The organism is Micromonospora foliorum (genome assembly GCF_022229015.1).
Classification (GTDB): Bacteria; Actinomycetota; Actinomycetes; order Mycobacteriales; family Micromonosporaceae; genus Micromonospora; species Micromonospora foliorum.
This window is the reverse complement of the sequence record NZ_JAKKFF010000314.1, coordinates 1-5,590: the sequence shown is the minus strand read 5'-3', so window position 1 is coordinate 5,590 and position 5,590 is coordinate 1. Positions and strand designations below refer to the sequence as shown.

Here is a 5,590-nt window from a genome sequence, read left to right as displayed (position 1 = left end):
GCTGCGCCTGCTCGCCGGTGAGCTGACCGAGTCGCAGGCGCACGACGAGACGGTCCGGGCCACCCGGCGTTTCGTCCGCCGGCAGCGGTCCTGGTTCCGGCGCGACCCGCGGATCCACTGGCTGGACTCGGCGACCCCGGACCTGATCGGGGCCGCCCTGCGTCTGGTGCCGGCCGCTGCGCGATGATGGGGGAGTGGAGTTCACCAAGGGCCACGGCACCGGCAACGACTTCGTCCTCCTTCCCGACCCGGACGGTCAGCTCGACCTGACCCCGGAGCTGGTCGCGGCGCTCTGCGACAGGCGTCGGGGCATCGGCGCGGACGGCGTGCTGCGGGTGGTCCGCGCGGCCAAGCATCCGGACGGCGCCGGTCAGGCCGGCGAGGCCGAGTGGTTCATGGACTACTGGAACGCCGACGGCTCGTTCGCCGAGATGTGCGGCAACGGCGCCCGGGTCTTCGTGCGCTACCTGCTCGACACCGGGTTGGCCACGCCGGCCGGCGCGGCGCTGCCGGTGGCTACCCGGGCCGGCGTCGTGCGCGCGCTGGTCGAGGGCGACGCCGTGTCCGTCGAGATGCGCCGACCCCAGGTGTACGACAGCTCCGCCGCCACCCTCGGCGGGCTGACCCTGACCGGTGCGGTGGTGGACGTCGGCAACCCGCACCTGGTCTGCGTCCTGCCGGCCGGCGTGGAGCTGTCGGCGCTGGACCTGACCGTCGCGCCCGGGTTCGACCCGACGGTCTTCCCGCACGGGGTGAACGTGGAGTTCATCGTGGCGGGCGACCCGGTCGACGGCACCGACGGGCACACCCTGATGCGGGTGTACGAGCGCGGCAGCGCCGAGACCCTGTCCTGCGGCACCGGCGCCTGCGCGGTGGGCGCGGTGGCGCTGCGCGACGCCGGCCGGGACACCGGAGTGGTCGCCGTGGACGTGCCCGGCGGTCGCCTGACGGTGACGGTCACTGCCGACTCCTGCTGGCTCTCCGGCCCCGCCGTCCTGGTGGCCACCGGCGAACTGAACCCAACCACCCTCCGCCCCTGACCCCCCACCCACGCCCCCACCCGGGCTCCCACCCGGGCTCCCACCACGCTCCCACCCGCGTTGATCAAGAGGTTTGCGTCAGAATTCACGCTCTTCCTGACGCAAACCTCTTGATCAACGGCGTAGCCGGTGGGCGTTCGCGCCGTTACGGGGTGGCGCTGGCGTTTGCGGCGATCTCGGGGAGGTCGGCCGGGCCGGGGTCGGCGGCCGGGAGCGGGCTCGGGTTGTGCGCGGCGGCGCGGACGGCGGCGGCGACCGCCGGGGCGACCCGGGAGTCGAAGACGCTCGGCACGATCACCGTCGGGTTGATCTTCTCTTCGCCGACCACGTCGGCGATGGCCCGGGCGGCCGCGATGGCCATCTCCTCGGTGAACTCCTCGGCGTGCGCGTCCAGCATGCCGCGGAACACCCCGGGGAACGCGAGCACGTTGTTGATCTGGTTCGGCTGGTCCGAGCGGCCGGTGGCGACCACGGCGGCGTGCTTGCGTGCCTCCCGCGGGTCGACCTCCGGGTCCGGGTTCGCGAGGGCGAAGACGATCGAGTCCTTCGCCATCTGGGCGATGTCGTCGCCGGTGAGCAGGTTCGGCGCGCTGACCCCGATGAACACGTCGGCGCCCCGGATCGCGCCGGGCAGGTCGCCGGAGTAGTTCTCCTTGTTGGTGTTCTCCGCCAGCCACTGCCACGCCGAGTTGAGCCCGGTCAGCCCGCGGTGCAGGGCGCCCTCCCGGTCGCACGCGATGATGTCGCCGACGCCCTGGCGCAGCAGCAACTTCATGATCGCGGTGCCGGCCGCGCCGGCTCCGGAGACGACCACCCGGACGTCCTCGAGCCGCTTGCCCACCACCCGCAGCGCGTTGGTCAGCGCGGCCAGCACGCAGATCGCGGTGCCGTGCTGGTCGTCGTGGAAGACCGGGATGTCCAGCGCCTCGCGCAGCCGGGCCTCGATCTCGAAGCAGCGCGGCGCGGCGATGTCCTCCAGGTTGATGCCGCCGTAGGCCGGCGCGATCGCCTTGACGATCTGCACGATCTCGTCGGTGTCCTGGGTGTCCAGCACCACCGGCCAGGCGTCCACCCCGCCGAAGCGCTTGAACAGCGCGGCCTTGCCCTCCATCACCGGCAGCGACGCGGCCGGGCCGAGGTTGCCCAGGCCGAGCACCGCCGAGCCGTCACTGACCACCGCGACGGTGTTGCGCTTGATGGTCAGTCGCCGGGCGTCGGCCGGGTTCTCGGCGATCGCCATGCAGACCCGGGCCACCCCCGGGGTGTACGCGCGGGACAGCTCGTCGCGGTTGCGCAGCGCGACCTTCGAGGTCACCTCGATCTTGCCGCCCAGGTGCAGCAGGAACGTCCGGTCCGACACCTTGCGCACGTCCACGCCGTCGAGCGCGGTCAGCGCGTCGACCACCTGGTCGGCGTGACCGGTGTCGGCGGTGTCGCAGGTCAGGTCGACGATCACATGGGTCGGGTCCGAGTCCACCACGTCCAGCGCCGTGACGATCGCCCCGGCCTCGCCGACGGAGGTGGTGAGCCGGCCGATCGAGGAGGCGTCCGCGGTCACGGCGATCCGGATGGTGATCGAAAATCCGGCGCTCGGCAGTCGGGTGATGGCCACGGGATCCCTCCGTAACGGCTGTGCGGCCGATCGGCCGCCGCCCGCATTTCTACCGGGTTGTCGCGGCCGACCAGCATTCGCCCCCACTTTTGGCGACCTTCACCATGGGCATATAGCAGGTGCGTTCGGCGTTGTGTCATGTCAGGATTACGTTCTACTTATCAAAACGGACAGGAGAACCGCTTGCGAGACCAGGAGAGCTTTGTCCCCGTCGAGGACGAGCTCGACGACGTCACCACCGGCGAGATGGAGCTGTCGGAGCGGCAGTCCCTCCGACGCGTCCCGGGCCTGTCAACCGAGCTCACCGACGTCACCGAGGTGGAATACCGCCAGCTGCGGCTGGAGCGGGTCGTCCTGGTGGGCGTCTGGACCGAAGGCACTGTCACCGACGCGGAAAACTCGCTGACCGAGCTCGCCGCGCTGGCCGAGACCGCCGGTTCGCAGGTGCTCGAAGGGCTCATCCAGCGTCGTACCCGACCCGACCCGGCCACGTACATCGGCCGCGGCAAGGTCGACGACCTCGGCGCGGTGGTGCTCTCCACCGGCGCCGACACGGTCATCTGTGACGGTGAGCTGTCCCCGTCGCAGCTGCGCAACCTGGAGCAGCGCACCAAGGTCAAGGTCGTCGACCGCACCGCGCTGATCCTCGACATCTTCGCCCAGCACGCCAAGAGCAAGGAAGGTAAGGCGCAGGTCGAGCTGGCCCAGCTCCAATACCTGCTGCCCCGGCTGCGCGGTTGGGGTGAGACGCTCTCCCGGCAGACCGGTGGTTCCGGCCGGGGTGGCGGCGCCGGCGGCGGCGTGGGTGTGCGTGGTCCCGGTGAGACCAAGCTGGAGACCGACCGGCGTCGCATCCGTCACCGCATCTCCCGGCTGCGTCGCGAGATCAAGAGCATGAAGACGGTACGCGTGACCAAGCGCTCCCGGCGCTCCCGCAACGCCGTTCCCGCGGTCGCCATCGCCGGCTACACCAACGCCGGCAAGTCCAGCCTGCTCAACCGCCTGACCGGCGCGGGCGTGCTGGTGGAGAACGCGCTGTTCGCCACGCTGGACCCGACGACCCGCAAGGCCACCACCTCGGACGGGCGGCTCTACACCCTCTCCGACACCGTCGGCTTCGTCCGGCACCTCCCGCACCAGATCGTCGAGGCGTTCCGCTCGACGCTGGAGGAGGTCGCGGAGGCGGATCTGGTGGTGCACGTCGTCGACGGCACCCACCCGGATCCGGAGGAGCAGGTCCGGGCGGTCCACGCCGTGCTTGCCGAGGTCAGCGCCGACCGGCTCCCCGAGCTGTTGGTGGTCAACAAGACCGACGCGGCCGACGAGGACACGCTGTTGCGGCTCAAGCGGCTCTGGCCGGACGCGATCTTCGTGTCCGCGTACTCCGGGCGGGGCATGGACGAGCTGCGCGCGGCGATCGAGGAGCGGCTGCCCAGCCCGGCCGTGGAGGTCCGGGCCGTGCTGCCGTACGACCGGGGCGACCTGGTGGCTCGGGCGCACCGCACGGGCGAGGTGCTCAGCACGTCGCACCTGCCGGAGGGCACCCTGCTGCACGTCCGCGTCGGCGCGGAGCTGGCGGCGGAGCTTATGGCGTTCGACGTGGAGCGGCAGGGACAGGCGGCCGGCAGCCGGTCCTGAGCGGCCACGGCGTCATCCATCGGAAACGCGCGGCATGCGACACTGGCCGAATGCGCCGCGTTGTTTCCTCGGTCACGGTTGCCCTCGGCCTGCTCGGGGCAACCGTGGCGCTCGCCGGAGTCGCCGCAGCGGCTCCCGCCCCTGGGCCGTCCGAGCCGCCCGCCGCCAAACCCGGCCAGAAGCGATGCACGATCACCGACGAGCGCCTACGGGAGCTGTCCGGGCTGGTCGCCACCAAGAGTGGCTTCATCGTCATCAACGACGGCACCGAGGTCCCGGAGCGCAAGCGGGTCTTCTTCCTCGACAGCAAGTGCAAGATCTCGAAGGAGCCGGTCCGGTACTCGGGGCAGGGTCCGTTCGACACCGAGGATCTCGCCCTGTCCAAGGACGGCAGGACCCTCTGGATCGCCGACACCGGTGACAACCCCGACGCGAAGGAGCGCCGCAGCCGCGTCGCGCTCTGGTCGATGCCGGTCACCGGCGCCAAGGAGCCGACGCTGCACCGGCTCTCCTACCCGGAGGCCAAACCGCGCGACGCCGAGGCGCTCCTCATCGGCGACGACGGAAAACCGCTGATCATCACCAAGGTGACCAGCGGCAAGGCGGAGATCTACACGCCGTCGGCGGCCCTGAAGAGCGGCGACACCGACCCGGTGCCGATGCGGAAGGCCGGCGAGCTCACGCTGCCGAAGACCCAGACGGAGAACACCCTCAACACCTTCGGCCGGATCGCCATCACCGGCGCGTCCCGGGCACCGGACGGCTCCCGGGTGGTCCTGCGCACCTACGCCGACGCCTTCGAGTTCGACGTGAGCGGCGGCGACATCGTGGCCGCGCTCACCAGCGGCAAGCCGCGGGTGACGCCGCTGGCCGACCCGTTCGGCGAGGCCATCAGCTACACCTCGGACGGGAAGTCGTTCCTCACCGTCTCCGACGCGGGCCGGTTCGCCGAGGACGAGCCGCTCGACATCCTCAGCTACGCCCCGTCCAGTTCGACCGCCGTGCCACTGGCTGCCGAGGACGGCGGCAAGCCGTCCGCCTCGAAATCCTGGACCGCCGGGTTGAGCCTCGACGACATCACGTACCTGGTCGGGGCGGTCGGGCTGATCGGCCTGCTGTTGGTCGCCGCCGGCATCTTCGGCATCGTTCGCGCCCGCCGTCGCCCGCCGACCGTCGACGCGTCCGACCCGTCGGACCCGGATGGCGAGCCGTTCGGCCCGCGCGCGGGCCGAGCCGTCGACGGTTCGCCGGCCGACGACGACCGCAGGGGTGGTGTCTACGGGGGCGGCGCGCCGGCCGG

General features: G+C 71.6%; 4 protein-coding genes and 1 pseudogene. 4 read left to right on the top strand and 1 reads right to left on the bottom strand.

Features of this window, described 5'->3' with window-relative positions:
- Both PSH25_RS22215 and dapF read left to right on the top strand, forming a co-directional pair.
- Positions 1 to 187 (top strand): annotated as a pseudogene (locus PSH25_RS22215) (tRNA (adenosine(37)-N6)-dimethylallyltransferase MiaA); the annotation flags it as partial.
- Positions 188 to 194: 7 nt separating this feature from the next.
- On the top strand, positions 195 to 1,040 hold the full coding sequence (gene dapF, locus PSH25_RS22210) for a diaminopimelate epimerase (protein WP_238660908.1): 846 nt from the start codon (positions 195 to 197) through the stop codon (positions 1,038 to 1,040).
- A 145-nt stretch (positions 1,041 to 1,185) separates the two neighbouring features.
- Here dapF and PSH25_RS22205 read toward each other — a convergent pair whose 3' ends face one another.
- Positions 1,186 to 2,652, bottom strand: a complete 1,467-nt coding sequence (locus PSH25_RS22205) for an NAD-dependent malic enzyme (protein WP_238660907.1) — start codon at positions 2,650 to 2,652, stop codon at positions 1,186 to 1,188.
- A 183-nt stretch (positions 2,653 to 2,835) separates the two neighbouring features.
- Between PSH25_RS22205 and hflX the strand changes: the two genes are divergently transcribed.
- The gene (gene hflX, locus PSH25_RS22200) at positions 2,836 to 4,290 is read left to right on the top strand and encodes a GTPase HflX (RefSeq protein ID WP_238660906.1); all 1,455 of its coding nucleotides are present in this window, start codon (positions 2,836 to 2,838) and stop codon (positions 4,288 to 4,290) included.
- 50 nt (positions 4,291 to 4,340) lie between these two features.
- On the top strand, positions 4,341 to 5,590 hold a 1,250-nt coding region (locus PSH25_RS22195), incomplete at its 3' end, for a hypothetical protein (RefSeq protein WP_238660905.1).